This window comes from Zwartia lucis (assembly GCF_965234455.1).
In the GTDB taxonomy this organism is placed as follows: Bacteria; Pseudomonadota; Gammaproteobacteria; order Burkholderiales; family Burkholderiaceae_B; genus Zwartia; species Zwartia lucis.
The window spans coordinates 1,255,548-1,280,422 of record NZ_OZ248472.1; the positions used below are offsets into that span (position 1 = coordinate 1,255,548).

23 protein-coding genes are annotated in these 24,875 nt (G+C 51.6%); 15 read left to right on the forward strand and 8 right to left on the reverse strand.

The features are described from left to right. The first annotated feature begins 94 nt into the window (after positions 1-94). Both ribA and AC8GE9_RS05925 read left to right on the forward strand, forming a co-directional pair. Positions 95-1,174 (forward strand): GTP cyclohydrolase II, encoded by a 1,080-nt coding sequence (ribA, locus tag AC8GE9_RS05920; protein WP_506676186.1) that lies wholly within the window; start codon positions 95-97, stop codon positions 1,172-1,174. Between the two features lie 22 nt (positions 1,175-1,196). After that, positions 1,197-1,775: a hypothetical protein gene (locus AC8GE9_RS05925; RefSeq protein ID WP_506676187.1), complete on the forward strand. Its 579-nt coding sequence runs from the start codon at positions 1,197-1,199 to the stop codon at positions 1,773-1,775. Here the strand turns inward: AC8GE9_RS05925 and AC8GE9_RS05930 are convergent. Then, a complete protein-coding gene (locus AC8GE9_RS05930; protein WP_506676188.1) occupies positions 1,761-3,275 on the reverse strand; it encodes an amidase in 1,515 nt (504 codons plus the stop codon). The genes AC8GE9_RS05925 and AC8GE9_RS05930 overlap by 15 nt on opposite strands. 250 nt (positions 3,276-3,525) lie before the next feature. Here AC8GE9_RS05930 and AC8GE9_RS05935 point away from each other — a divergent pair, with 250 nt between their 5' ends. Genes AC8GE9_RS05935 through AC8GE9_RS05950 form a run of 4 tightly spaced genes read left to right on the forward strand, consistent with a single transcriptional unit; the run spans position 3,526 to position 7,146 of the window. Beyond that, positions 3,526-5,178, forward strand: coding sequence for a SulP family inorganic anion transporter (locus AC8GE9_RS05935; RefSeq protein WP_506676189.1), 1,653 nt, complete (start codon positions 3,526-3,528; stop codon positions 5,176-5,178). Positions 5,179-5,204: 26 nt separating this feature from the next. Next, complete coding sequence (locus tag AC8GE9_RS05940) at positions 5,205-6,050, forward strand: hypothetical protein (RefSeq protein ID WP_506676190.1); 846 nt, start codon at positions 5,205-5,207, stop codon at positions 6,048-6,050. Further along, positions 6,047-6,616 carry a chromate transporter gene (locus tag AC8GE9_RS05945; RefSeq protein ID WP_506676191.1) on the forward strand — a complete coding sequence of 190 codons (570 nt, stop codon included), beginning with the start codon at positions 6,047-6,049 and terminating at the stop codon, positions 6,614-6,616. Before AC8GE9_RS05940 ends, AC8GE9_RS05945 begins: the two co-directional genes overlap by 4 nt. Next, positions 6,613-7,146, forward strand: a complete 534-nt coding sequence (locus tag AC8GE9_RS05950) for a chromate transporter (RefSeq protein ID WP_506676192.1) — start codon at positions 6,613-6,615, stop codon at positions 7,144-7,146. Before AC8GE9_RS05945 ends, AC8GE9_RS05950 begins: the two co-directional genes overlap by 4 nt. A gap of 19 nt (positions 7,147-7,165) precedes the next feature. Here the strand turns inward: AC8GE9_RS05950 and fabI are convergent, their stop codons facing one another. From fabI to gloB, 3 genes are all read right to left on the reverse strand, one after another. Further along, positions 7,166-7,951: an enoyl-ACP reductase FabI gene (gene fabI / locus AC8GE9_RS05955; RefSeq protein WP_506676193.1), complete on the reverse strand. Its 786-nt coding sequence runs from the start codon at positions 7,949-7,951 to the stop codon at positions 7,166-7,168. A gap of 62 nt (positions 7,952-8,013) precedes the next feature. Further along, positions 8,014-9,372 carry a transglycosylase SLT domain-containing protein gene (locus tag AC8GE9_RS05960; protein ID WP_506676194.1) on the reverse strand — a complete coding sequence of 453 codons (1,359 nt, stop codon included), beginning with the start codon at positions 9,370-9,372 and terminating at the stop codon, positions 8,014-8,016. Positions 9,373-9,401: 29 nt separating this feature from the next. Continuing rightward, positions 9,402-10,238 (reverse strand): hydroxyacylglutathione hydrolase, encoded by an 837-nt coding sequence (gene gloB, locus AC8GE9_RS05965; RefSeq protein WP_506676195.1) that lies wholly within the window; start codon positions 10,236-10,238, stop codon positions 9,402-9,404. Positions 10,239-10,260: 22 nt separating this feature from the next. Between gloB and AC8GE9_RS05970 the strand changes: the two genes are divergently transcribed. The 3 genes from AC8GE9_RS05970 to dnaQ are packed head-to-tail and all read left to right on the forward strand — an operon-like array spanning position 10,261 to position 12,281. Beyond that, positions 10,261-11,040, forward strand: coding sequence for a class I SAM-dependent methyltransferase (locus tag AC8GE9_RS05970; protein WP_506676196.1), 780 nt, complete (start codon positions 10,261-10,263; stop codon positions 11,038-11,040). A 27-nt stretch (positions 11,041-11,067) separates the two neighbouring features. Next, entirely contained in the window at positions 11,068-11,526 is a 459-nt protein-coding gene (gene rnhA / locus AC8GE9_RS05975) for a ribonuclease HI (protein WP_506676197.1), read from the forward strand. A 41-nt stretch (positions 11,527-11,567) separates the two neighbouring features. Further along, positions 11,568-12,281 carry a DNA polymerase III subunit epsilon gene (gene dnaQ / locus AC8GE9_RS05980; RefSeq protein ID WP_506676198.1) on the forward strand — a complete coding sequence of 238 codons (714 nt, stop codon included), beginning with the start codon at positions 11,568-11,570 and terminating at the stop codon, positions 12,279-12,281. A 10-nt stretch (positions 12,282-12,291) separates the two neighbouring features. On the opposite strand, the gene AC8GE9_RS05985 is transcribed toward dnaQ, so the two are convergent. Genes AC8GE9_RS05985 through AC8GE9_RS05995 form a run of 3 tightly spaced genes read right to left on the reverse strand, consistent with a single transcriptional unit; the run spans position 12,292 to position 15,543 of the window. Next, on the reverse strand, positions 12,292-13,401 hold the full coding sequence (locus AC8GE9_RS05985) for a mandelate racemase family protein (protein WP_506676199.1): 1,110 nt from the start codon (positions 13,399-13,401) through the stop codon (positions 12,292-12,294). Between the two features lie 2 nt (positions 13,402-13,403). Next, the gene (locus tag AC8GE9_RS05990; protein WP_506676200.1) at positions 13,404-14,378 is read right to left on the reverse strand and encodes a Bug family tripartite tricarboxylate transporter substrate binding protein; all 975 of its coding nucleotides are present in this window, start codon (positions 14,376-14,378) and stop codon (positions 13,404-13,406) included. 16 nt (positions 14,379-14,394) lie between these two features. Further along, positions 14,395-15,543 carry a mandelate racemase/muconate lactonizing enzyme family protein gene (locus AC8GE9_RS05995; protein ID WP_028817262.1) on the reverse strand — a complete coding sequence of 383 codons (1,149 nt, stop codon included), beginning with the start codon at positions 15,541-15,543 and terminating at the stop codon, positions 14,395-14,397. 131 nt (positions 15,544-15,674) lie between these two features. Here AC8GE9_RS05995 and AC8GE9_RS06000 point away from each other — a divergent pair, with 131 nt between their 5' ends. Beyond that, a complete protein-coding gene (locus tag AC8GE9_RS06000) occupies positions 15,675-16,124 on the forward strand; it encodes a hypothetical protein (RefSeq protein WP_506676201.1) in 450 nt (149 codons plus the stop codon). 10 nt (positions 16,125-16,134) lie between these two features. On the opposite strand, the gene AC8GE9_RS06005 is transcribed toward AC8GE9_RS06000, so the two are convergent. After that, entirely contained in the window at positions 16,135-16,953 is an 819-nt protein-coding gene (locus AC8GE9_RS06005; protein WP_506676202.1) for an alpha/beta fold hydrolase, read from the reverse strand. A 144-nt stretch (positions 16,954-17,097) separates the two neighbouring features. Here AC8GE9_RS06005 and AC8GE9_RS06010 point away from each other — a divergent pair, with 144 nt between their 5' ends. The 5 genes from AC8GE9_RS06010 to AC8GE9_RS06030 all read left to right on the forward strand — a co-directional run bounded on the left by AC8GE9_RS06010 (position 17,098) and on the right by AC8GE9_RS06030 (position 24,826). Further along, on the forward strand, positions 17,098-18,075 hold the full coding sequence (locus AC8GE9_RS06010) for a Bug family tripartite tricarboxylate transporter substrate binding protein (RefSeq protein WP_506676203.1): 978 nt from the start codon (positions 17,098-17,100) through the stop codon (positions 18,073-18,075). A gap of 15 nt (positions 18,076-18,090) precedes the next feature. Beyond that, positions 18,091-18,981: an amidohydrolase family protein gene (locus AC8GE9_RS06015; RefSeq protein ID WP_506676204.1), complete on the forward strand. Its 891-nt coding sequence runs from the start codon at positions 18,091-18,093 to the stop codon at positions 18,979-18,981. Continuing rightward, positions 18,982-19,362 (forward strand): carboxymuconolactone decarboxylase family protein, encoded by a 381-nt coding sequence (locus AC8GE9_RS06020; RefSeq protein WP_506676205.1) that lies wholly within the window; start codon positions 18,982-18,984, stop codon positions 19,360-19,362. Between the two features lie 218 nt (positions 19,363-19,580). Next, the gene (locus tag AC8GE9_RS06025) at positions 19,581-20,801 is read left to right on the forward strand and encodes a class I SAM-dependent methyltransferase (protein WP_506676206.1); all 1,221 of its coding nucleotides are present in this window, start codon (positions 19,581-19,583) and stop codon (positions 20,799-20,801) included. A gap of 125 nt (positions 20,802-20,926) precedes the next feature. Further along, positions 20,927-24,826 (forward strand): hypothetical protein, encoded by a 3,900-nt coding sequence (locus AC8GE9_RS06030; RefSeq protein WP_506676207.1) that lies wholly within the window; start codon positions 20,927-20,929, stop codon positions 24,824-24,826. Positions 24,827-24,875: the final 49 nt, after the last annotated feature.

The window sequence follows — 24,875 nt, forward strand, 5'->3', positions numbered from 1 at the left end:
ATGCTGTAATAATATTAGATTGTGCTCTTTATTGCCTAAGTTTTTATATTTAAAGCCCTATTCACCTCCTATTCACCTTTTAGCCCAGCCTACCTTGTCAAATCCTGATCCACTCATTGAAGTAGACCGCGCCATTTCCGAATTGCGCCGCGGAGCGATTGTGCGTGTGCATCATGGCGATGTCAGTCTTTTAATGCTGGCTGCCGAAGCCCTGACGCCCGAGCATCTTGGGCTGTTGACACGAAAAGGTCATAGCGCTCCCCGCCTTGTCATGACAGGCACGCGTGCCAATGTGCTCGGTCTTGACAAGACCGACCGTTTAGCCTGTGTGGTGACACATCCCCAAGGGCTGGAATTAACGATCATTGAGTTCTTGGCCAATCCACTGGCGGCGCTGATACAGCGTCCGGATTTGTCTGGCCTTGTCTTGAGTGATGCCGATACGCTTGCTCGATCTTGCGTGACGCTTTCTAAGCTTTCACGGTTGTTGCCAGCGGCGCTGATTGTCGAGGGCGTCGGCACACCAGATATTTTGTCGGTCAAAGCCAGTCTTATTCAGGACTATATCCAAAACGCAGCCAAGGCTCTCACACTTGTGAGCCAGGCGCGTGTTCCATTGGAAAACGCTGAAAACGCGCGTGTCGTGGCATTTCGTCCGCGAGACGGTGGTATCGAACACCTTGCGGTCATGATCGGCGATGTCGATACGACGCAACCCGTTTTGGTGCGTTTGCATTCTGAATGTTTTACGGGTGATTTGATTGGATCGTTGCGTTGTGACTGTGGAAATCAGTTGCGCGGCGCGATTGCAGAGATGTCCAAAGTCGGTAGCGGTATCCTTTTGTATCTTGCCCAAGAAGGCCGCGGTATCGGCTTGGTGAACAAGCTGCGGGCCTACCAACTGCAGGATTCTGGTTTCGATACGGTGGATGCTAATTTGCATCTTGGCTTTGATTCGGACGAGCGCAATTATTTACCGGCTGCGCAGATGTTGCGTTTGTTGGGCGTGAGCCGCGTCAGATTGATGACTAATAATCCAACCAAGGTTGCCGCTTTGGCTCAGCACGACATCGAGGTCGTTGAACGCGTGCCACACATCTATCCGTCAAACGAGCATAATGATGGTTATCTCCGGACCAAGGCCGCGAAAAGCGGACACATGTTCGAGTTTTAACTTGACCCCATAGGTGGATGTCATGATTCAAAAAGAAAAATTTGGTGTGCAGAGTACCTTTACCGCAGCCCAGCGTGCTAAAGCGATTGGTTGGGTTTCTCTCGGTCTTTCTGCATTGATCTTGTCGGGCTGCGCACAGATTTCAAGTGTACAGCCCGGTACACCGGTGACCCAGGTGATCAAGCAATACGGCACCCCTGACATCATTTGTCCGTCGCGAGACGGGGGAAAGCGTATGGTGTGGACACAGCAACCCGAGGGTGAAACTGCCTATGCCTTGCATGTTTCCAAGCAAGGGACTGTTGGCGGACCACAGCAGATCCTCACCGATCAGAGCTTCAGTATTTTGGGCAATGGAGAGGTCTGGACGCGCGAGCGAGTGCACTGCGAGTTCGGTCCTCCCGCAAACATTACCCGCGACGACTGGGGTGATGATCGACAGTGGATCTGGTCCTACCGCTATATGCGCGGCCAAGGTAATGCCGAGATTATGTACGTCTATCTTGGTAACGATGGCGCGCGCGTGACCAAATACCGCTCTCTCCCTGATGAAACGCGCAACGAAGACATCGGCGGCGGAATTACTTTATACCGCTGGTGAGGTGGGATGATCCGTCACAAGGCCTTCATAGACTGGAGGATGCGTGACGATTGATTTGAGCTCGGGGTGGGGCTCTAGCAGCTGATTCATCTCTGGCTTGGCGCGCTTGAGTTCGGAGTCGAAACTGAAGGCCTGCTCGAGTGCATGCGCAGCTGCCATCAAACGACCATCTTCGAAAAGTTTACCTGTGACTTGTAAGCCAAACGGCATGCCCTGCTCGTCACGTCCGCAAGGTAGCGCAATCGTAGGATTGGTGGCGAGCGTCACGACATACGTCAGTGCGAGCCAGTGATAATAATTTCTCATCTTTTGACCGTCGACCTCGGGCGCATAGAGCTGCGTCCAGGGGAAAGGCGTGACGGGCACAACGGGTGACAAAATCAAATCGTATTGTTCAGTGGCTGCCGCAAACTGACGTGCAATGCGTGTTTGCTCAAGGTGTGCGCGCGCGCGGTCTTCGAGCGTGATCGTGACGGCCATTTCCATATTGGCGCAAATATTCGGTCCGAGTGTTTCAGGTTTGTTGCGCCAGATATCAGAAAAACCCGCGACGAAATTTTCCGCGCGCAACACATCAAAGGCGCGATCTGCTTCGGTGCAGCGCAGATCGACAGGTTCGCATACTTGCACGAGTGGCGTGATGGCCGCCATGCGTTTACGAAATACTCGTCGTGTTTCCTGATCAACAATACACACGCCGAAGTCTTCGGTATAGCCGATGCGTAAAGTCGACAGGTCAATGTGGCGCATCGGCCAAATACTTGCCGGATCGACGGGATAGGCGAGGGGATCCATGGCGTCTCGTCCGATGCATCCAGCCATCATAAAAGCCGCATCCGAGACAGTGCGTCCCATCGGACCTAACACCGAAATGACGGACCAGCCCAATGCGCGCGTATCGTTTCCAACCGTGCCAGGAGAAGGACGCATCCCCACCACGCCGCATATTGCCGCGGGTATCCTGAGCGAGCCGCCTGTATCTGAGCCCGTACAAATAGGGAGCATGTCGGTCGCGAGTGCCGCTGCCGAGCCGCCCGAAGAGCCGCCTGCGTTGAGTGTCGGATTAAAGGGGTTGCCGGTCGCGCCCCACACGGCGTTGCGGGTGTTTGCGCCAGCGCCCATGTCGGGCGTATTGGTTTTAGCCGTCACGATTGCACCTGCTTGGCGCAAGCGTGAGACGAGGCTATTGTCTTTTACAGGAATATTGCCACGCAAACCGACGTTACCGTAAGTCGTCAAAAGACCCGCGGTGTCCTGCAAATCTTTGACACCCAACGGCAAGCCATGTAGCAAACCCAGCGATTCGCCGCGCATTACAGCTGTTTCGGCTTTTTTAGCAGTTTGGCGCGCGCGATCAAAGTCGGTTGCAGCGATCGCATTGATCGCCGGATTGTATTTTTCGATCTGCGCGATGCAGGCCTCCATCAACTCAACCGGGGAAATCTGTCGAGTGCCGATCAGTCGACGTAACTCAAGGGCAGAAAGTTCGGGAAGGTTCATGGCGCCTGCGATCCTTAGATGAGGGATTGAGTGGATACTCATCAGCGTCTTTTACAATTCGTTGATGGCCATATGAGTATAGTCCTTGCCGATTTCGCTGACGACAAGTTTGGCGACGTTTATGTAAACACTTGTCTTGAGAGAGATCAATACTCTGGTACATGCCCCTATAATCAATCAGACCTTTCAGCGCTGTCATTGACTATTTCGTTTGCGGCGCTATCACGATTGATCCATTGAAGGCACAATTATGATTGCTTTAGTAGAAGGGTATCGCGCGGGACTGTTCGCCCGCAGCCAATGGTGGCCTAACATCCTGGCAGGACTCATCGTCGGTATTGTGGCGTTGCCTCTTTCCATGGCGTTTGCGATTGCCTCGGGTGCGCGACCTGAGCAAGGCATCTACACAGCGATCATTGGTGGAGGACTCGTCACGTTGTTGGGGGGTAGCCGACAGCAAATCTCAGGACCCACGGGTGCGTTTATCGTGATTTTGGCTGGCATCACCGCCAAGTACGGTATCGCCGGTTTGCAGGTCGCGACGTTGATGGCTGGGATTATTTTGCTCGTCATGGGATTGGCCAAAATGGGCGGCCTCATCAAGTTCATCCCGTCGCCTGTCATTATTGGTTTTACGACCGGTATTGGGGTGATCATCTTTGTCGGACAGTGGGGGTATTTCCTAGGCTTACCTAAAACCGGCGGCGATCATTTCCATGAAAAAATCTGGTCGTTGCTGTTGGCATTGCCTCAGACCCATTGGCCGACATTGCTGATCGCTGCGTTCAGTTTGGTGATCGTATTGTTCACCAATAAAATTAAAATTTTTAAACGCATCCCTGGTCCATTATTGGCGATGGTGTTTGCGACCATTTTTCAGGCGGTGGTGCAGTTGCCCGGGGTCGCCACGATCGGGTCTATGTTTGGCGGTGTGCCACAGGGTCTGCCATCGTTTGCCTGGCCCGATATGAACGTTTCACAGGTTCTCAGTCTGGTTGGGCCGGCTTTCACGATTGCGATGTTAGGTGCGATCGAGTCCCTGCTGTCGGCGGTTGTTGCCGACAGAATGGCCGGCACGCACCACAACTCCAATCAAGAACTCATCGGCCAAGGCGTGGCCAATATCGTGACGCCATTGTTTGGTGGTTTTGCCGCGACTGGGGCGATCGCGCGTACTGCGACCAATATTAGAAACGGTGGTACGGGTCCCTTAGCCGGTATCGTCCATGTGTTGACCCTTGTGTTGATCCTCTTAGTGCTTGCACCTCTCGCTTCAAGCATTCCCTTGGCGGCTTTGGCAGCGATCTTGTTTGTCGTTGCGTGGAATATGAGTGAGTTGCACAATTTTGGTCGTCTTTTGTTTCGTGCGCCGACCGCTGATCGCGTTGTGTTGATTGTCACTTTTTTATTGACAGTCTTCGTGGATCTCGTAGTCGCGGTCAATATCGGTGTGATGCTCGCAATTTTTCATTTCCTCAGACGTATGGCCGCGTCAGTTGAAACGCGCGAAATCGCAGAGGATACTCTCGAACGCGAGTTTGCAGGCTGCCAGAACTTTAAGCGCCCCGAGGGTGTGATGGTCTATGAAATCGATGGCCCCATGTTTTTTGCGGCAATCGAAAGTTTTGAGCGTGTACTTAAACACACCGCTACCGATCCGGAGGCTCTCGTGATTCGCTTGCGCCGAGTTCCCTTTATCGATGCGACGGGTTTGCAGTCCATCGAGGATGTCGTGAGTGATATACACAAACGCGGCGTTCAAGTTTTTCTGTGTGAGGCGAATGCAAGAGTCCTACAAAAAATGCGCCGTTCTGGTTTAGTAAGCGAGCATGGTTTTGCCCAGTATTGCGACACGCTTGAGCAAGCGTTCGAACACGCACGTCTTTCACTCAAAACGATCTAACTTAATTTTATATAACAACTCACTCTATGAATACTATGACGACGACACCACTCGACAAGAAGATTACGAATCGTGAGTTCAAGCTATTGCTTAAACCTGAGGGCCTTGATCGCTACAGTCGTATTACCCAACTGAGTCATCTGATTGTGGCATTTTGTCAGAAAGAGGGCGTGGATTTTTTTCATCTTGATAATGCCAACACGGGACTGCGTAGCGTTTATTTTTTTGATACGCCTGAGCAAGATTTCAGGAAAAATAATTTAATCTTGCGAGTGCGTGAGTCGCGACAAAACGTTTGGATCGACGACTGGTGCGAGGTCACGCTAAAGTGTCGTGCCAAATCTTTGCAAGCATCAATTGCCTACGATCCAACACCTGATACGGCCTTTAAAACAAAAATGCGCCTGAAAGAAGAAATTTTGCGAGGCGATAAATCAGGTACGACACGGATGATTTACTCCAACAATGCCATCATGGACTCCGTACCCGTCGATCAGGTTTTTGAGGGAAAAATGGGTAGTCTCGTACGCCTCTTTCCTGATTTAGGACGTTTAGAACTCAAGCCCGAGGTGCCCGTTTCGGTTGTGGGTGGCAAGGCAAATAAAATCCTCGAGGCTTGTTTGCCACTTGGCAATATTGTGTTTGGACCTAACGTGAGTGCGCATATCGATGTGGCGATTTGGATGCGCAGCGTAGGCGAACCGATTGTGGGGGAGCTCGCGTTTTCATACCGGGTCCAAAAAACGAACCGTGACGATAGCGTTGCCCATCAACTCGCGGATAAGTTTTTCAAAAATTTACAGCTCGCGATCCCTGAGTGGCTTGTTGAAGGAAGCACCAAGACCGCGCTTGTATACGGGAGTGAGGAATGAGTGATTCCACGTCGAGCCAAACCACGACGCTTTGGCTTATCTTTAGAGAGTTTCTCTTGATTGGCGCCGTAAGCTTTGGCGGTGGTATCGTGGCGTATGAGCGCATTTTGCTTGTCGACAAGCGTAAGTGGCTGACGCCCGACGAGTTCATGGCGACGCTTGCGATCAGTCAAACCATGCCGGGTTTAAATTCAGTCAATCTTGCGCTCCTCGCAGGCGATCGGCTGCGTGGTTTTTTTGGCGCATGCGTCGCTTCCATCGGCTTGATCTTGCCGGGAGGTTTGTTTGTGTTGATGACGGGGGTCGCGTATAGCGAGGGTGCTGATTACCCGATCATGAATATTTTACTGGCTGGTATTGCTGCAGGAGCGACGGGTCTATTGGCTTCTATTACCTACAAAATAGGTGATCAGCATTTTCGGCATATGCGCTCCTTGTCGATGATCATCGCGACCTTTGTCTTGATGAGCATGTTCAAGCTCTCACTCGTGACAGTACTGCTGATTATGGCGCCGATCGGTTTGTTTCTTTATCGCCCGCGCAAAGAGGAGGCTTCTTCTCAATGAGCGCTTTACTACAACTCGCGATGACCTTTGGGATGTTGTCCGTGCTGGCCGTCGGTGGAGGCACGGCGGTGCTACCTGAAATGCAGACTATCTTGGCGCAGCGTTTCAATATCGATCACACCGCTTTTGTACATATTTATAGTTTGGGTCAGCTCGCACCGGGCCCCAATATGATGATGGTTTTGGTCTTTGGTTTTCAAATTGCAGGACTGCTCGGCGCGGGCGTCGTATTGCTCTCGTTCTTTCTGCCCTCAAGCATTTTGTGTTTAGCGGTAGGGCGTCTTTGGAACAAAATCGGTGAACGCCCTTGGCGTCGAGCCGTGCAAAGGGCTTTGGAGCCGATTGCGATCGGGTTGATGTGCTCAGGCGTCTACGCTGTTGCCAAGGCCGCCCTTGTCGGACCCTTGACCATCATTCTTGCACTCGTGGCTTTTGGTTTGCTTCTCCGTACGCGCATCAACCCCGTTTTCTTGATTTTGGGGGCCGGTGCGGTCGGAGCATTATTGATGCATCTCACTGGAATGCGGTGATGTGGCTCAAGCGGTGAGCTTAGTCAATCAGGCCGCACACCACATTTGAAAAGCCAGAGTCGACATGGATGATCTCGCCCGTGACACCAGCCGAAAGGTCGGACAGCAAAAAGGCGGCGACGTTACCGACTTGCTCGATGGTGACGTTGCGACGCAGCGGCGCATTGGCTTCGACGACCTTGAGGATGCTTGAAAAGTCCTTGATCCCACTGGCAGCCAAGGTCTTGATCGGTCCCGCTGAAATACCATTTGAGCGAATCCCCTCTGGGCCGAGGTTGGACGCGAGATAGCGCACCGAGGCTTCGAGTGAGGCTTTGGCCAGACCCATCGTGTTGTAGTTGGACATTGCTTTTTCAGCACCTAGATAGGTCAGCGTAAGCAGCGCGCCATTGCGACCCTGCATCATGGGACGAGCTGCCTTGGCGAGCGCAGGAAAGCTGTAGGCGGAGATGTCATGCGCGATCCGAAAGGCTTCGCGCGATAGTCCATCTAAAAACTCGCCCGCGATCGCTTCGCGAGGTGCAAAACCGATCGAGTGCACGAGGCCATCGAGGCCATCCCAGTGTTTGACAAGTTCGGTGAAGGTGGCTTCGATCTGGCCATCGTCGCCGACATCACAGGGTAAGACGATTGAGCTACCAAACTCCGCGGCATACTCAGTGACCCGCTCCTGAAAACGTTCACCCACAAAGGTAAAGGCGAGTTCTGCACCTTGTTCGTGGCAGGCTTTTGCGATGCCATAGGCGATCGAGCGATTGGAAATCACGCCTGTAATCAGGATACGTTTGCCAGATAGAAAGCCCATGGACTAGTCCTAAAGATAAAAAATTAAAAAATTTAACTGTCATTATTGCTGAGGCGAGTCAATTAAATGCGACTCGCAGCGCTTGGCATTTGTAACCGAGTGCCAGCCCGCAGAGTATCCGATTTTAAGTTGTTCAGCGCTCGAATGGCGGCCACCGTCGTGCTGTACTGTTGAGCGATGCTGCCCAGCGTATCGCCAGAGCGAACGATGTGAGTACGCGTTGGGGCGTTCGTCGCCGTTCGACTAGGCGTTGAGGTTGTCGTTGTTCGTGCTGTGTTGCCTTGGCCGGCTTGCGCTAACGAAGTTTTGTCGGCGGGATTGAGGCGAATGCCTTCGCCGCTTGGGCCGGGGATGAGCAGTGTCTGAGCGCTCACGAGCCGTACGTTGCCGGGAATGCGATTCGCTTGGCGTAAACGTCCCTCAGGGACACCGAATTTACTCGCGATGGCGGCTAGATTTTCACCCTCTTGTGCCTCATAGGTTCTCCATGAGGTCAGATCACCGCGATATTGAGCAAGGTTTTTGTTGTAGATGGCGACCCGATCGCGTGGCAGGATGATAGCGTGGTTTTCTTTGACGGAGATCACGGACTGGTTGAACGAGGGGTTCAGCGCCTGAAAGTCCTCCAACGATAGTTCGGCGAACTGAGCGGCTAGGACATAGTCGATATTGACGGTTTTCTTGATCGCGACAAAATACGGGGAGTTGTCGACATCGGGCAGCACCACTGCGTACTTTTTAGGATCGGCGACGATGTTTTTAATCGCTTGCAATTTAGGCAGATAGTTACGCGTTTCGTCAGGCATATTGAGCGACAGATAATCCGTCGGTTTGCCAGCCGCAGCGTTTCGTTTGACCGCACGCTGAACCGCGCCTTCGCCCCAGTTGTAGGAGGCAAGTGCCAGATACCAGTCGCCTTGAAATTCGAACAAATACTCTAGATAGTCGAGGGCAGCGTTAGTCGAAGCGATTGGGTCCCTTCGTTGGTCATGCCACCAATCTTGTTTCAGTTGGAATTGTGTGCCCGTGCTGGGGATAAATTGCCACAGGCCGGAGGCTTTTGCGTGAGAGTAAGCAATTGGGTTGTAGGCGCTTTCAACAAACGGCAAGAGGGCGAGTTCGGTGGGCAAGCCCCGTCGATTGATTTCCTCGACGATGTAATACAGATATTTACCCGCGCGGTTGGCCATGCGGTTCATCGCCTCTGGGTGTCTGGCGTAGTAGGCCGTCCACTTGTCGACCAAGGGCGTGTTGAGGTTGGGGATGGCATAGCCCCGGCGAATACGTTCCCAGGCGTCGGGTGCTGGGACGGTTAAGTCGATCGTCATCGACGTGTCTTGTGCGCCCTCACGAGAGCCCGTCCCAGACAGCCCGGCGCAACCTGCCAGCACCAGGACAGTAAACAAGACGAGAAAACGCATGAATAACACTTGAATATTAGGCATCAACATCAACGGAAATTGTTTTTCCACTCTCTAAGTGCGGCAAAAACTTCGACCGGTGAATTGAGGGCACGCTCGGCCCAGACGGCGGCAGCGTGTGCGACGTCAGGCTGTCGAGCGCGTAAAAAAGGATTGCAGGATAACTCTTGCCCGATCGAGCTTGGCAATGTAGGTTGACCTTGGGCGCGCTGTTGTTCAGCGAGAGCTTGCCAATGTTTGAGGTGTTGATTGGCGGGTTCGACCGCACGAGCCCAGCGCATATTTGATAGCGTGTATTCGTGCGCACAGTAAACCGCTGTATTGGCGGGTAGGGCGGCAAGCTTGGCCAGAGACTCGTCCATCTGGGCAGCCGTTCCCTCGAACAGACGACCGCAACCGGCCGCAAACAGCGTGTCACCACAAAACAAGACCGACTGACCTGCGATCTCACCCGCAAAGGCAATATGTCCGGCGGTATGACCTGGGACATCGAGGACCGACAGGGAGAATTGCATGCTGGAGTCCGACACGACATCGCCTTCGACCAAGGCGACATCACAGAGCGGTAATACCTCACCCGCAGGACCATAGACCATAGCTCCGGTCTGAGAAACAAGGTCAGCGACACCGCCAACATGGTCTTGGTGATGATGGGTGAGTAAAATAGCGGTAAGCAGCAAATTGCGTTCGGCAAGCGCTTGTTGCACAGGGCCAGCCTGACCCGGGTCAACCACAATGGCATCCTTGCCATTGGTGATCAGCCAGATATAGTTGTCGTTAAACGCGTTCAGAGGAACGATCTCTGTCGTTTGTTCAGGCGATGTGCTGCCTTTGGCGGAGCAATGCAGGTTTGAGTAAGCGGGCATTTATATTTTTTTCAGGAACAGCGTGTCTACACAAGAATCTGCCATTGTAAGTCTGAGTGCGTGGTTAAACACCGATCCGGGTCGATATGTCCGTAATTGGGAGCAAACACGCTTTGATGGCATGGTCGATAACGTGTTTGGTTACCGAGCGCTACAGATAGGATTGCCCGAACTCGATCTGCTACGCGCAAACAGAATGCCCTTTAAAGCCTTTGCAGGTCAAGTCATCCCAGAAACTCAACAAATCTATGATTGGGCAGGCGTCGTGCTCGCTGAGCCCGAGTTCTTGCCTTTTGACCGAGAAAGCATGGATTTAGTGGTTTTACCCCACATTTTAGAGACGGCAAGCAACCCTCATCAGGTATTGCGCGAGGTCGAACGTGTGCTTGTGCCCGAGGGAAGGGTCGTGATTTCCGGATTTAACCCTTGGAGTTTGTGGGGACTGCGTCAACGTGCGCCCCTCCTCAAGCCTTGGTTACCCGCCGAAGTGCGTCAGCACGTTTCCCTCTCCAGATTGAAGGATTGGTTCAAGTTATTGTCTTTTGAGATAGAGTTAGGCCATTTTGGCTGCTATATACCGCCCTGTCGCACTGAAAAGTGGCTCGAGCGCACGGCTTTTTTCGAGTCCGCTGGTGATCGTTGGTGGCCGTCTTGTGGAGCGGTCTATGTAGTCTCGGCCGTCAAGCGGGTCCATGGGATGACCCTGCTCAAACCCAAATGGAAAAGCAAGACCGTCCAGCAAAGTGCACGTCGCGCCGCCGGCGTGGCCATGCAACAAAATTCAAACCCGACAAAAAAGTAAACAAGACTGTCACTCACAAAGCGAACGATGCAAACTAAAGAAAACGTAGAAATTTGGACCGACGGCGCCTGTAAAGGTAATCCCGGTCCAGGTGGTTGGGGCGTCTTGCTCAAACTCGGACAAATCGAGAAAACCCTTCACGGCGGTGAGTCCCTCACCACAAATAACCGTATGGAAATGATGGCGGTCATCGAGGCGTTGCGTGCGCTCAAGCGTCCTTGCAACGTCACTCTCCATGTCGATTCTCAATATGTGATGAAAGGCATGACCGAGTGGATCCATGGCTGGAAACAGCGAGGCTGGAAAACCGCCGATAAAAAGCCCGTCAAAAACGCGGATCTCTGGCAGTTAATGTCAGATGAGGTCGCCAAGCACGAGATTCGCTGGCAGTGGGTCAAAGGCCATGCTGGCGATCCGGGTAACGAACGCGCAGACTTGCTTGCCAACCGCGGGGTCGAAGAAGCTCGCGCTAAAATGAGCCTCTAATTCACACCAACACTCACACCTCTTTTACGGCGACTGCACCCATGCGTTGGATCATTCTTGATACTGAAACGACCGGACTCGATCCGGCTCAGGGGCACCGCATTGTCGAGATTGGTGCTGTCGAGGTGCTCAATCGTGGTGTCACCGACAATCATTATCATACCTACCTCAATCCTGATCGAGAGAGTGATCCTGGCGCGCTAGGGGTGCACGGCTTGACGACGGATTTTCTGTCGGACAAGCCCCGTTTTAAAGATCAAGCCGACGCATTTTTACAGTTTATCGAAGGTGCTGAGTTAATTATCCATAACGCACCTTTTGACTTGAAATTTTTAAATGCCGAACTCGCCAAAGTTGGTCGTGAGCCGGTGACCGAGTTTTGCAGTGGTGTGACCGACTCACTCGTCCACGCCAAGACATTGCACCCGGGCAAGCGCAATTCGCTTGATGCCTTGTGCGAGCGTTATGGTATCTCCAATGCCCATCGTGCCTTGCACGGTGCATTGCTTGACTCGCGACTACTCGCTGAGGTCTGGCTCGCCATGACGCGCGGTCAAGACAGCCTGATGATCGATACCTATGATGTACCCGAAACAGAAAGTGCCGAGGCCCGCGGGCATCAGCAGGATGCGCTCGGCTTACCCGTGATTTTGCCTAGCGCCGAGGAGCTACTCGCGCATGAGGAATATCTGGCGACACTGGATGAATCGGTCAAGGGCAGTTGCTTGTGGCGACAGTTTGAGCCGAGTCAATAACGACTTCTGACTAGCTCAATACACCCAGAGTTTTTCTCTTGATTAGATCGAAATCGATTTGAGCACCTAGACCCGGACCTGTCGGGGCATGAATCATTCCCTGACTATCAATCTCAAGATCCTGCAGCAGCCCATACTTTTGCGACTCAGACGGTAGCAAGACCTCGAAGAGCTCCGTATTTTGCAACGCCATAATGACGTGCAAATTTGCAAAGTTATTCAGCGAGTTCCCACCGTGATGGACTTCATAGTTCAGGTGAAACGCCTCGGCAAGATGCGCGGTTTTCATCAGCGTGGTGATGCCGCCTTTTACTGCCACATCACCTCTTAAAAAGTCAGTCGCCCGCTCTTTGATCCAAGGCGCGTATGAATCAAGCCCACCTGCGGGATATTCGGTCGCCATAATTGGAATACTCAAGTGTTTTTTGAGCTCAATATAGTTGTAGATATCCGCATCGGCCAGAGGATCTTCGTACCAATAGAAATCGAGCTCTTCGATGACATGCCCCACACGCAGCGCTTGCGGATAGTCATAGCTCCAGACCGAATCCAGCATCAATACATATTCATCACCGACTGCTTTGCGAACGGCTTCGCAGACCTTAATATCCTCGCGCCACACTTGCGGCGGATGGATTTTGTAGGCGGCTAGATTGAGGGCTTTGTAATGCTGGGCTTCATCGGCATAGGCTTGCGGACTTGCGAGCACTGCCGAGCTGATATAGGCGGGCACGCGATCGCGATACGAGCCAAGCAGCTGATGAATCGGCAGGTTTGCAGCTTTACCTGCGATATCCCAAAGCGCGACATCCACCGCGCCGATCGAACGCGCGGTGGTGGTGCGCACACGTTTCCACATGGCTTTGTAAAGACGTTCGCGGTCAAGAGGATGTTGACCAAGCAAAATCGGCTTGAGGTAACGAATCAGACTGCCGCCATCCATATCTGCTGGAAAAAAAGCAGAGCCCAGAAAGGCATGTCCGGTGATGCCTTGATCCGTTGTGATTGCCAATAAGCCGAGCTTGCTCTCACCAGAAAAACGGCCCGTATGCGCACCGTAGCTGGTGGAGGGAATATCGTCCCAGCTAAAAAGCGTGAGCGTGACGTCTTGAATCTTCATGTTTACTCGATCCGAATGTTGGCTTCTTTGATCAGCTTGCTCCACTTCGTGACTTCGCTTTGTAGCAGTTTGCTGAATTCCTCAGGCGTGCTGGCAATCACCTCAACACCCTGATCATTAAAGCGTTTAGTCACCTCAGGTTGGCGGTAAATATTAGCGAGCTCACGGTTGACTTGGTTCACAATGGCAGTGGGGGTGGCGCCGGGGACTTGCATGCCAAACCAAACACTGACCTCAAAGCCGGGTACGCCCGACTCGGAGACAGTAGGTGTATCTGGCAAAAGCGCGGTGCGCTTAAGACCACTCACACCGATCGCATTGATGGTGCCCGCACGGATCTGCTGAACAACGTTTGGCACATTATCAAAAAGCACATCAATCTCACCCGCCATGAGGGCCGCCACAGCTGGCGCACTGCCTTTGTAAGGGACGTGCGTGAGCTTGGCACCAGTCATGTTCATCAGCAACTCCATCGAAAGGTGATTCGATGAGCCTGATCCAGTTGAGCCATAGTTGAGTTTGCCAGGATTCGCTTTTGCGTATTCAACGAGCTCTTTGGCACTTTTGATATTCAGCCCCTTTTTAGTGACCAGCGCGTTTTGAGTGGAGCCGGCCAGAATCAGGGCACGAAAGTCTTTGAGTGCGTCATAAGGAAGTTTTGCGCCATAGAGTCCAGGCATCGCTGAAAACGGCAGAGGTGTGACCAAAATCGTATAGCCGTCGGCGGGGGCCTTGGCGACATAACTATTTCCGATCGTTGTGTTGCCGCCTGGGCGGTTTTCAACCACAACGGGTTGGCTCCAAATTTTTCCGAGCCTGTCGCTGGATATGCGCGCGAGTGTGTCATTAAATCCACCGGGAGGATAGGGGACGACGATTCGTACCGTTTTTTCTGGAAATGTTTGAGCGATGGCCGTACTTGCCATACACACAGACAAGCCGAGTGCGATTAATAATTTTTTTGAAAAAGCATTCATTTTTTGTCTCCGATTTTTAAAATTTGACGACATAACCTGGACCATCGATCAGTGGGTACTTTTTAAAGATCGATTCATCGACTTCTATACCAATACCTGGCTTGTCCAGAGGCTCGACACAGCCGTCTTGCCCAATCTCAAAGCTGGCACCAAACATATCACGCAGCGGGTTGTAATGCGATACACAAGCTTCGAAATACTGTGTGTTTTCGATGGCTGAAGCAAAGTGAATCGTCGCCGCATGATTCAAGCCCGTCGCAGAGCTATGCGTATTCATGGGGATGCGATGTGAGGAGGCGAGGGCAGCGATCGCCAGACCTTCTGTGATTCCCCCACACTTAGAGAGATCGGGTTGCCAAATCCTGATGTCACCCGCTTCGAGGAGTTGAGCAAACTCAAAACGTGTGTAGTGATTCTCACCTGCCGCGATCGGCACCAGTGAGGTGATTTTTGCGGCTTCGCGATAAGATGCAAAATCACTGCAGGCGAAGGGTTCCTCTAACCAGCCCGCTTTGATTTCGGCTAGTACGGGCAAGACACGTCTCACATCTGCAATCGTGTAGGCTGTATTCGCATCCGTCAAAATGTCAATATCGTCCCCGAGCACCTTGCGCACATGCAGCACGCGTTCGATATCTTTAGCAGCCGTATCCCCGAGCCTGAGTTTGATGGCTTTGTAGCCTCGCGCCACGTACTCTTGGGCTTCCTCTGCTAACGACTCTTTTGGCTGATACCCCAAGGAAATCCCGCCTGCATACGCTGGTAAACGCCGTTTACTCCCGCCAAGCAGTTCATAGAGAGGCATGTTCGCAGCCTTGCCTCGGATGTCCCACATCGCCATATCGATACCAGCCAAGGCGAGAGAGGCACCTGAGCCCACACCGTGACTCGAGAGTTGCATCCGGTGCACGCGTTTCCAGACACCCACACAGTCAGTGGCTTTCATCCCGATTAGCATCGGAGCCAGTGTGTTGTGAATCAAGCTGACTACCGCACCTGGACTGCGTCCCGGATGCGCCTCGCCATAGCCGGTGATGCCCTCCGAAGTTTCGACGCGAACAATAATCGCATCTCGCTTGGTGGTGCTCCCAATTCCCATCGTGACGGTTTTACCCTGGTCGAGGCGAAATGACAGCGGAATCGCTGTAATTGCAGTGATGTTCAAAATTGTCTCCGCTTTTTTGCGTGTAAATGTTTGTAATAGTCTAACTCAAACTATTGAGTTAGCGACTCATTGAGTTCAAAGTGGAGGCTGTAAAAAATTTGAATCTAAGCGTTTATTAAAAGGGAAGAGTAGTGGGTATTTTGCATAGACATAGTCAGTACGCAACAAAGGCAGACTTTAAAATCTTGAGTCATGAAGTCAAGACTCATCTTCATCAACTTGAGGAAAAAACGGATCGTCTTGAAAAGAAGACGGATCGACTAGAGGAGGCAACAGAGCGGCTGGAATTGAGAACCGGACGACTTGAGACCAAGACAGATCGACTTGAGGCAAAGGTCGATCACCTTGATCACAAAGTCACTTTGTTCGAAGCGCGAATGTCATCAGAGATGGCGGATTTAAAAGCCACAACAAATACCAATACAAACGAATGTAAAACTGAATTTTCCAAATTACGCGCAGATGTTGCCGTGTTGACTAATTCTCATAAGTACGTCCTTTGGATTGGGGGCGGTTTAGCAACAATTTGCATCAGCGTGTTTGGCTTGTGCATCTCCATCCTCTTGCCCTCTATCAAGTAGTGAGTCGCCACTAACCCAAGCCACAAAGAAAGTTCTGAATAGCTTCATTAAAGGCAGCGGGCTCTTCAAGATTAATCGCGTGACCTGTATTGGGACACACCCAAAGCTGCGCATTGGGTAGCGCGCGTTTGAGGTAAATATTCGTATCAAGACAAGGATTGTCCAAATCACCTACCGCTAAAAGTGTTGGCACCTTCATCTGACGAATCTCTGCGTCAAAACTTTGAATCGATGGGCGACTTGCTTGATACATGTTCAAAGTATGCGCCATCCCGGCCGAATCATGCTCGGACAAGTGGTTGACAAAACTGTGCCAACCTAGGGGATCCTTTTTAAGCAAGCCAATCCGAGTCGGTGCATTGCCAATTTGCGGCGCCACGGCAGCAGAACCTGATTTTAAAAATAGATCGGCTTGCGCTCGGCATTTGGCAACGAATTCTTCTCGGTCCTGAGCGAGTGATCCTGAACCCACACCCGCCACCACGAGCGAACGAGCCAACTCGGGATATTTCATCCCGAACCGGAGTGCAGCATAGGCGCCCATGCTCAAACCTACGACATGCGCTTGACCTAAATTCAAACCGCGGATGACGGCTGCAATATCATCGGCAGCAAATTCGAGCCCATAAAGATTCGGATCGGTGGGTACTTCCGAGGGAAGGTAGCCGCGCGCGCTGAAGGCAAGGCATCGATACCTACGGGAAAACCAGCGAACCTGAGCTTCCCACTCGCGATAGTCTGCACCCATTTCGTGCACGAACACGATCGGCGTGCCAGCTCCAGTGTCTTGAACAAATAACTTTGCCCCTTGTGCGTGAACATAAGACATTCTTATTCCTCTATTTATTATTCATAGTCTGTTGTTGTACCTAGGTGCGCCAAGCTTGTAAAGAGAAGACTATGATCATGGTATAAGAATCGCAATTAACAACAATATCTTGCCTACTGACCTTGGCTATTTTGGAGACTTTTCATGCAAAATAAATTTTATGCTGTTGCCGCACTCGCAAGCTTTGCCCTGATGACGAGCCCCTCTATCGCTCAGGATTTTCCAAAGCGTCAACCTATCTCCATCGTTGTGCCTTGGGCACCAGGCGGTAACGTGGACATCACCGCACGAGCGATCGCACCCGCAATGTCCGAGATACTGGGTCAGACCGTGATTGTTGAAAATCGACCTGGGGCAGGGGGCTTTATTGGTTCTTCGCGCGTCGCGAAATCCAATCCCGATGGCTATACCTTGTTGCTTGGTTCAAGCGGTTCCATCTCAATCGGCCCCGCACTCGTTTCCAACCCACCCTACAACCCAACGAAAGATTTGATCGCGGTGGGACCGATTCATTCTGTTCCGCTCGTTTTGTCAGCCTCTAGCAAAAGTCCAATTAAAAACTATGCCGACTTCGCTGCTAAAGCCAAAGCCAATCCAGGTGCGCTGAACGTCGCCTCCGCAGGCGTCGGCTCAACACAACATTTAGCGATTGAGCTCATCGGACTCAATTCTGGCACAAAACTTAATCACGTTCCCTACAAAGGCAGTGGCCCAGCTATTACTGATCTGATTGGCGGTCAAGTTGAAACCATGATTGATCAAATGACAGCCTCCATGCCGCATATCAAAAGCGGTGCCATCACACCACTGGCTGTCACGACTAAAGCGCGCTCTGCTGGACTGCCCAATGTGCCCACGCTACAGGAGCTGGGCGTCAAAGACATTGACATGACAACATATACAGGTATTTTCGCGCCTGCTGGGACGCCACCTGCCGTCGTTAAACAAATCAATGCTGCCCTTAAACAAGCGATGCAAAGACCCGAGATCAGAAAACAATTTGAATCTCTCGGTGTTGAGATTTTGAATATGGATCAAGCAGAGTTTCAAAATTATGTGAACAAAGATTTTGCAAACTCTCAAGCTGTTGGTAAAGCCGCCAATATTCAGCTCAATAACTAATCAAACACTTTCACCATGAATCAAACACCTTTACCTCCCGACTCAAATCTTCGAGCACCTCAAAGACGCTTGCCTGCAGGCACGATTGATTGTCATGCGCATATCTTCGATTTGTTCGATCAATATCCGCTAGACGCTGGTCGTAAATACACGCCTCCCATCTGTACAAGGGAAGAATGGCTGCGCTTACATGCTGCTCTCGGCGTTGATCGAGGGGTACAGGTGCATGGCTCTGCTTATGGGTTTGACAACAGCATTACTGAAGACTTCATACAAACTGATCCAGACCGCTTCCGGGCGGTTGCTGCGATATCGCCTCACGATAGTGTTGAGCATTTAAAACGTCTGCATGCGGCAGGATTTCGTGCTGCGCGGCTGATGGATCAGTTCCCGACAGGCGCCACCACCAAGGATCTCGAAGCCATCGCTCGCCTTTGCGCTGAAGTGGGTTGGCATATCGAAATCAATGTCAAAGACGCCGCAGACTGGCTCAGCCTCGAGCAACGTCTGACGCAGTGTCCAGTCGGTTTAGTGATTGATCATATGGGGCGCGTCAGGGGTGGCCAAACGATTCATTCTGAACAGTTCTCTGTGGTTCGAAGGCTTCTCTCACGTAAACCCAACACGTGGGTAAAAATTTCGAGTTGGTATCGTTGCTCCGATGCGGCACCACCAGACTATCTGGACATGAAACCCTTTGCGCAAACCTTGCTGACCGAGTTTCCCGATCAGTGTGTGTGGGGCACCAATTGGCCTCATCCTGGTATCCACCAAGACATGCCTAATGATATTGATTTGGCGGATCTTCTTGAAACTTGGGTCCCGAACGAAAGTGTGCGTACCAAACTATTTGTGAGCAACCCCGAAAAACTTTATGACTTTGCTCCATTTAAAGGGAGAGCGTAAATGTCGTCACCAATTGAAAAAATTGAAGCTGGCTATATTGATAGCTTAGGCTTTGTTCCTGAGCGTATTAAAAATCGACTTGCGCTTGGCATGGCAACCGCGCCTGAAATGACCTTGGCCGTTGAAGAGGCACGTGGTAAGTTGCTTGAGCCCGCTGAGCTTGATCATAAAACATGCCAATTAATGGCTTTTGGTATGTTGTTGATGAATCTCTCACAAGCCGCGGAAAACCATGCTGTTGCTGCTTTGAGAGCGGGTGCGACGCCTGCGGAGTTACAAGCGGTTGCCGGAATTGCTTTTGTCTTTAGGGGTATTCCTGCCGTGAATCTAGCTGGCGATGCCATTAGTGGGGCATTAAAGAAATTAGAGCAACTTAAATAAAGGATCACTTGTTTACACAAGTATCTGCTCACCAAGAAAAATCGAATCAGATTTTTTTCATGATCTTGTCACTGACCGCCTAAACTTTATCATCACTCTATCTGCGCCGCCTTCTGGGCCTACGTTAATCTTGACGCATAGTGGTCAAACGTTTGATGCGATTGTGCTCGTCCCTTATTGATTAAGCTGTGATGTCTATCGAGGACTGATTAATTTCAATGAATATGCAAAATCCTTTATCAGATATCGTCTCTAGCCAGTATCAAAAATGGATGTATCCCGAACCGATTATTGATCTCGAACTGTGGATAAAAAATAATTGGCAATGGTTTGACCCTAGTCATGCTCACGGCATGTTCTGGCCAGACCGTCATAAAAAAGCTGATCTGGATATCTTGATTGCAGGTTGCGGCACTAATCAGGCTGCGATATTTGCTTTTAATAATCCAGAGGCCAAAGTTGTCGCGATTGATGTCAGTCAACCCTCGCTCAATCATCATCAGTTTCTTAAAGACAAGTATGGGATGAAGAATCTCGAACTTCACTTGCTCCCAATTGAACAAGCACCTGAACTGAGCGGTGAATTCGACTTGATTGTTTCCACAGGCGTGCTACATCACCTCAATGATCCTCAAAAAGGAATCGACGCACTCGCACAATGCCTGCGGCGTGAGGGTGTCATGGCGCTCATGCTCTACGCTAAATACGGAAGGATCGGCGTTGAGATGCTGCAATCCGTCGCCCGTGATCTGGGGTTAGAGCAAAATGAACAGTCACTCAAGATCGTCAGAGAGATGCTGAGTGCTCTGTCGCCAAACCATCCCATCAAGAGCTATCTGGATATTGCACCAGACTTGGGTTTTGATGCTGGTCTCGTGGATACCTTTTTACACGGACGGGATCGAAGTTATTCGATTCAAGATTGTTTCAGTTTGGTCGAGGCTGCAGGACTTGTTTTTCAGGATTTGTTTCTAAAAAGTCCTTATTACCCTCCCGCGCAATCTGACAACGCGTTCTTGCATTCTGTTGCAGCATTAAATGAGCATCAGCAATGGTCCGTGATGGAGAGAATCAACACCAATAATGCCTGCCATTTCTTTACTGCGTGCCGGCAAGAGCGTCCCAAAGAGTCCTATCACATCAACTTTGACGCTCAGACTGTTGATCACTGCATACCAGAGTTACGTTATCGCTGCACTTTTAATAATGACACGCTCAATCGCTACAACTGGAGTACGACGCTGAGTCCTTTGGAGTGCTTGCTATTGCAGCAGGTTGATGGACGGAATTCGATCGTTGACATTATTTCTCATGTCTCAAATGTTGGAAACTTGGCGCACGAGGATCCTCTTGTCTTGGCGTCCTTTGCAAAAGCCTTTTTTAAGCGACTCTGGCAACTTGATTTTCTATCCATGCACTTTAGCTCTGATATCGACTAACTAGGCAAGAGAGGTTCTTCCTATTGAAAGCCCTCAAAATGTTTGCTTTTGGTAGTCTTAAAAGCGTATAAGTGAGTCTATGTGAGTACTTATTTAAGTATTTTATAACTATGGGCATCGATTAAATGCGACCAATTCGCTTTCAAAAAACGGCTATTGCAGCTGTTTTATCTCTGGTCACGCCTACGATGCTGGCAGCACCTTTATCAGCTCTCGTCATTAGTGTTGATACAGAGACCATCAATGCGGCAAGTTATTCTGGGCAAGTTTATGATGGTCGTGTTGGGACCGCGGGTGAGGATGGTGCTCCAGGTTTGGATGGTTCTGCGGGTGTAGATGGGAATTATGGAGCAAACGGTTCCGCAGGCAGTGCTGGTGTTAACCCAGGCAATGCTGGACAGGATGGGTCTAACGGTAGCCGAGGTGCAGATGCGAGTGCTGGCACCAATGCATCGACGCCTGGTTCGAATGGTGTTGTTGGAGGTGCTGGCGTAACAATCAATGTCGGTGTCACTGTACAAAACTTGACTATTTCTGGGAGCATCGTTGGCGGTGCTGGAGGAGCAGGAGGAAGAGGCGGTAATGGTGGTCACGGTGGCACTGGTGGTAATGGGGGTAATGGCGGTAATGGCGGCTCTGGCGCTAATGGCGACTTTGTGGATCCTTATGGGGGTGCAGGTGGGAATGGTGGTGATGGTGGTAATGGAGGTAATGGTGGTGCGGGCGGCAATGCCACTTCAGGCGGCAATGGTGCGAATGGAGGTGTTGGACTCCTGAATAGTGGGACTATTAACAACTTAGTCATTACTGGGACGATTGTTGGCGGTGCCGGAGGAGCAGGGGCAAGAGGCGGTAATGGTGGTACTGCCGGGCTTAATGGTAGCGACGGAAACGGTGGTAATGGTGGTTTTGGTGGCGAAGGTGTCCAGGGTTTGATTATTTCATTAATAGACATCGGTCCTGGTGGCCGAGGTGGTAATGGTGGTGCAGGCTTTGTGGGTGGTCTAGCCGGTATTGGTGGTCCTGGTAAGCCTAAGGGTAATGATGGCATTCCTGGGGCAAGTGATGTAAGAGGTAATGGTGGCACAGGCGGTAATGGTGGCGCAGGCGGATCCTATGGCATTGATAGCACATCCAACGGCTTATCCGCTAGTTTTGGAGACGATGGCGAAACCGGCGCTGGAATTTATAATGACACTAGCGGTGCCATATCCTCTTTAACAAATAATGGCTCGATTTACGGAGCAGGTTTAAATACTGAAGTCTTTAGTGGTGGAGCCATCTCAAATGCTGGCTTAATGACCACGCTCATTAACAACGGCACAGTTTCAACAGATACTTCGACTCAGGCAGTCTCTGCCTCAATTTTAAATATAGGAACAATTACCGATCTCGTTAATAACCAAGGCGGTGTGATCTCTGCTAAGAATAGTCAAAGTGGATATGCGATGGGAGTTTTAAATTTTTCTGGAGAGATCAGTCATATATCTAATGCTGGAACCATTACAGCTGAACTCAATGGGGCTGGTATTGCTGCAGCTATCTTTAACTCAGACGGTATTAACTCAGTCGGTATTATTGATACGATTACCAACACTGGGACAATGACCGCCGCTGTTGACCCTGAGCTTGGGATTCAAGCTCAGGCTTTTGGAATAGCAAACGCAGGTACGATCACCACGTTAAATAACCTGCAGGGTACAACAGGTGGAACACTCATTTATGTCGGTAATTTACCCACCAACTACAACATCATCATTCGATCACCTTCGCATTATGGGAAGATTAGTTTCCTTAATGTGGAAGGATCATCGCCTCTCAGTTTCGGTATTTATCCTGACTCGACAGTCGCGAATGGTTCTTACGTCTCGGTCATAGAGGGTCTTGATTTAAGTAATTTTTTAGCAACGTCAGGCTCGTTTTTTAACGGTGTTTGGAATTTAGTCAATGCCTCTGGCACCCTGTGGGACTTGATACTTTCAGGCGTTAGTTCAGCATATATCGCCACGGGTGAGACGTATAGCATCGATCAAATTTCATCTGGCGATGTGAATGCTGTCTTTGCAGGTGGTACGCTCACAACCGCGAACGGCAACAATTCAAGCATCAATTTCACCGTGAATGCCGAAGGTGGCACGATCACGTCGCCTACATTAGGTGCCGCGACATTGTCGGGTATGTTTTCTGGGCCTGGTGGGCTGACATTTAATGGCACAGGTACGACGGTTTTGACTGGTGCCAACACCTACTCGGGCGGCACCACGATCGCCTCAGGCACCTTGTCAGTCGCAGGCGTCTCACCCACCGGCACGGGCGATGTCTTCGTCGCCTCGGGCGCCACGTTGATGGGCACGGGCACGATCACCGGTAACTCCATTGTCTCGGGTGTACTCAAGCCCGGTAACTCGCCGGGCTATCTGTCGACGACCTCCACGGTCACGATGAATGCAGGTTCAACCTACCTGCAAGATATTGCCGGCACGGTCCAAGCGAGCAGCACCTCACCTGTGGGCGCCACAGGCTATTACTCTTTCTTGAATGTGACCAACGGTCAGTTCGTGATCCAGCCAGGTTCTACCCTCTCACCACAACTGTCCAATCTCTTTACGAATGGTCAGGCTGGCTTTGGCAGTGCGATCTACGTGCCGGGTTTGGGTGATCGTCTGCGTATTGTCACAGCCGATGGCGGCATCTCGGGCAGGTTCTCGACCGTCACGCAACCTGCTGAGCTTGCCGCGGGCACGCAGTTCCTGCCGTTTTACAACATGGCGGGTAGCAATAGTATCGATCTGGCAGTGATCCCGACCTCTTATCAGACCACCATCGCCTCAGCCTCGGGCAATGCCAATGCGCAGTCCGTGGGTGGCGCGTTGACGCAACTCGCACAGGCGAGCTTAGCGGGAACCGCAACCGTAGCCCAAGACCAGTTGCTGTACTCAATCTCTGGGCAGACCTCTGCGCAGAGCATGGCTAACCTTGCACAAGGTATGTCCGGTGAGGTGTATGCGGCGACCGTCGCAGTGATGGCGCAAACCACCCAACGCACGCAACAGGCGGTCCTGAATCGCCTAGGCGACACGGCGGGTCTGGGGCTGAACATGCCCATGGCCAGCGCGAGTATGAGCACTCAGGTGGGAGGCGCTCCGAGCGCAGCGGTCAGCTCCAACCCGAGCGTCAACCCCAATGCTGAGGCCAAGGCTTTCTCCAAGGGCAATGTCTGGGGCGAGCTCGCCTACCAGCGCGGCAATCGCGCAGGCGACAGCCAGTCCGGTGGCTGGGGCAACAACCTGTATCAGCTGACGTTTGGTTCGGACTTTTACGCCTCCAACGGCACGGTCGCGGGTGCGGGCTTAGCACTGTCGAGTACCACGCTCAATCCCACCTATGGTGCCTCCACCATCCAACAAGGCTCTTTGTTTGCCTACGGCAAGATGCCCGTCGAGAGTTTCGTGCTCGATGCGATGGCAAGCGTCGGTTTGAGCTCAAGCGACATCAAGCGCGGTGACCTCACGGGTCTGAGCGCAGGGTTTAGAAACAACTCGGTCTCGGGCAACGATGTGATGGTCAGTCTGGGGCTGAGCCGCCCGTTTGAGACAGAGAGCATGCGTCTGACGCCTTTTGCTCGGGTCACCTGGCAGATGGTCTCGCAGTCTGGCGTCAATGAGGGTGATGTGGCCTCGGCGCTGAGCGTCAATCGCTACACCGGCAATGGCGTGCGTGGGGTGATTGGCTTGGCTGCGGGTTCAAAGGCCAACAATCCGATGACGGCCAAGTACACCTACCGCGCTTATATCGGGATTGGTGCGGACTCCTCGGGACTGTTGAATCCGACGCTCAACGCCTCGCTTGGAGGGATAAACACCAACATCACCACACCGAATGCGGGCATGGCGTTTGTGCAAGCAGGACTGTACGGCACAGCCAAGATGTCAGAGAACACGTTTGCGTATGCAGGCATCTCAGGCGAGGCACGCAGTGGCCAGGCATTGGGTGCGATCAACGTGGGACTGAAGGTGCAGTTTTAATTATTAGGCAATTCTTACAAAAAATGTTTCATAAACCCTATGTCATCTA

Bases quoted from the DNA above. Each gene is read 5' to 3' on its own strand.
- AC8GE9_RS05950 (WP_506676192.1), top strand. From the start codon at position 6,613: ATGAGCGCTTTACTACAACTCGCGATGACCTTTGGGATGTTGTCCGTG.
- gloB (WP_506676195.1), bottom strand. From the start codon at position 10,238: ATGCCCGCTTACTCAAACCTGCATTGCTCCGCCAAAGGCAGCACATCG.
- AC8GE9_RS06030 (WP_506676207.1), top strand. From the start codon at position 20,927: ATGCGACCAATTCGCTTTCAAAAAACGGCTATTGCAGCTGTTTTATCT.
- AC8GE9_RS05940 (WP_506676190.1), top strand. From the start codon at position 5,205: ATGAATACTATGACGACGACACCACTCGACAAGAAGATTACGAATCGT.
- AC8GE9_RS05985 (WP_506676199.1), bottom strand. From the start codon at position 13,401: ATGAAGATTCAAGACGTCACGCTCACGCTTTTTAGCTGGGACGATATT.
- AC8GE9_RS06025 (WP_506676206.1), top strand. From the start codon at position 19,581: ATGAATATGCAAAATCCTTTATCAGATATCGTCTCTAGCCAGTATCAA.
- AC8GE9_RS06020 (WP_506676205.1), top strand. From the start codon at position 18,982: ATGTCGTCACCAATTGAAAAAATTGAAGCTGGCTATATTGATAGCTTA.
- AC8GE9_RS06005 (WP_506676202.1), bottom strand. From the start codon at position 16,953: ATGTCTTATGTTCACGCACAAGGGGCAAAGTTATTTGTTCAAGACACT.
- fabI (WP_506676193.1), bottom strand. From the start codon at position 7,951: ATGGGCTTTCTATCTGGCAAACGTATCCTGATTACAGGCGTGATTTCC.
- AC8GE9_RS06015 (WP_506676204.1), top strand. From the start codon at position 18,091: ATGAATCAAACACCTTTACCTCCCGACTCAAATCTTCGAGCACCTCAA.
- AC8GE9_RS05990 (WP_506676200.1), bottom strand. From the start codon at position 14,378: ATGAATGCTTTTTCAAAAAAATTATTAATCGCACTCGGCTTGTCTGTG.
- dnaQ (WP_506676198.1), top strand. From the start codon at position 11,568: ATGCGTTGGATCATTCTTGATACTGAAACGACCGGACTCGATCCGGCT.
- rnhA (WP_506676197.1), top strand. From the start codon at position 11,068: ATGCAAACTAAAGAAAACGTAGAAATTTGGACCGACGGCGCCTGTAAA.
- AC8GE9_RS05935 (WP_506676189.1), top strand. From the start codon at position 3,526: ATGATTGCTTTAGTAGAAGGGTATCGCGCGGGACTGTTCGCCCGCAGC.
- AC8GE9_RS05930 (WP_506676188.1), bottom strand. From the start codon at position 3,275: ATGAACCTTCCCGAACTTTCTGCCCTTGAGTTACGTCGACTGATCGGC.
- AC8GE9_RS06010 (WP_506676203.1), top strand. From the start codon at position 17,098: ATGCAAAATAAATTTTATGCTGTTGCCGCACTCGCAAGCTTTGCCCTG.
- AC8GE9_RS05960 (WP_506676194.1), bottom strand. From the start codon at position 9,372: ATGCGTTTTCTCGTCTTGTTTACTGTCCTGGTGCTGGCAGGTTGCGCC.
- AC8GE9_RS05945 (WP_506676191.1), top strand. From the start codon at position 6,047: ATGAGTGATTCCACGTCGAGCCAAACCACGACGCTTTGGCTTATCTTT.
- AC8GE9_RS05925 (WP_506676187.1), top strand. From the start codon at position 1,197: ATGATTCAAAAAGAAAAATTTGGTGTGCAGAGTACCTTTACCGCAGCC.